The organism is Streptomyces palmae (assembly GCF_004684805.1).
GTDB lineage: Bacteria > Actinomycetota > Actinomycetes > Streptomycetales > Streptomycetaceae > Streptomyces > Streptomyces palmae.
Genome location: NZ_SRID01000670.1, coordinates 1 through 1,482, shown reverse-complemented (window position 1 = coordinate 1,482; position 1,482 = coordinate 1). Strand labels below are relative to the sequence as shown.

The 1,482-nt window shown below is 72.9% G+C and carries 1 protein-coding gene; it reads left to right on the top strand.

The window, feature by feature from the left end:
• Positions 1-63: 63 nt before the first annotated feature.
• A partial coding sequence (locus E4099_RS31960; RefSeq protein ID WP_135342581.1) for a glycosyltransferase family 2 protein occupies positions 64-1,482 on the top strand: 1,419 nt, incomplete at its 3' end.

The window sequence follows — 1,482 nt, the reverse complement described above, 5'->3', positions numbered from 1 at the left end:
CTCCCCCACGGCAGGCGGCACCGCCCGTCCCGCAGCGGGCCCAGCACACCCAGGGAGCAGCGGATGAGCATCAAGGTCAGCGTGATCGTCCCGACCCACAACACGGGCAAGACGGTCCTGGACGGGTTGGCCTCGCTCCGTGCGCAGAGCCTGCCGCGGTCCGAGTTCGAGGTCATCTACGTGGACGACGGCTCCACCGACGACACGCCCGAGCTGCTGGCCACCGAGCTCGCCGGGGAGGAGAACTTCCGGCTGATCCGCAGCAGGAACTCCGGCTGGCCAGGGCGCCCCCGCAACCTGGGCATGGACGCGGCGCGCGGCGGCTACCTGTACTTCCTGGACGATGACGACTACCTGGCCCCGGAGGCACTGGCCCGGCTGTACGCGCGGGCGGTGGAGACCGGCGCGGACATCGTGGCCGGTCGGATGGCGGGGCACGGTCGCGGCGCGCCCCGGGTGCTGTTCAGCCGGCCGATGGCGGCCGGCGACGTACGCCGCGACACAGTGCTGCTCTCCTCGATGACCGTGCACAAGCTGTTCCGCCGCGAGCTGCTGACCGCGCACGGCATCCGCTTTCCGGAGGGGCGGGTGCGGCTGGAGGACCACATGTTCACGCTGCGCGCCTATCTGGCCGCCGGGACGGTCGCCACCGTGCACGACTACACCTGCTACCACTGGGTACGGCACGAGGACGGCAAGCACAACATCAGCTTCCGGCGCATCGACCCGTGGTCCTATCTGGACAGCGTGCGGACGATCATCGGGATCGTGGAGGAGCACCTGGAGCCGGGCCCGCTGCGCAACCGGTTCATCGCCCGCTGGTACGCGGGCAAGGCCCTGGAGCGCCTCCAGGGCCAGAAGTTCCTCGGCCGGCCCGCCGGCTACCGGCGGCAGGTGGTGGCGGCGGTCAGCGCACTGGCCGCCGAACGGGTGCCCCTGGAAGTGGACGCCGTACTGCCGGCCAAGCAGCGGATCATGTCGGCCCTGGTGCGGCACGGCGATCCGGCGCTGCTGGAGGAGTACGCGGCCTTCGAGTCGGGCATCACCCACCGGCCCCGGCTGGAGGGACTGCGCTGGCTGGACGGGCGGCTGCTGGTGCGGTTCAGCACCGAACTGGTGCGTCCGGGCGGGCGGCACGGACCGGTTCCGGTGCTCTTCGACCGCACCGACGGGCGCTACCGCTGGCAGTTGCCGCCCGCGGTGGCCGCGGTGCCCGGGGTGGCCGTGGCGGCCGATTTCACCTCGGAGGTGCCGCACGGCCGGGCGGCCGGGCAGTTCCGGCACCGCGAGGAGGCCACCGAGCTGCTGCTGCCCTCCGGCTGCCGGATCACCGACTTCCCGTCGACGGACCCGGAGGTGTGGCCGGGAGCCGCGCCCGCGCCGAGACGCGGCTCGCTGCTGGGCCGGCTGCTGCGCCGCCGCATCCCGGTCGCCGCCGCGCTGGACGCTCCCCCCGAGCCCGTCTCTTATACCCATCTGACG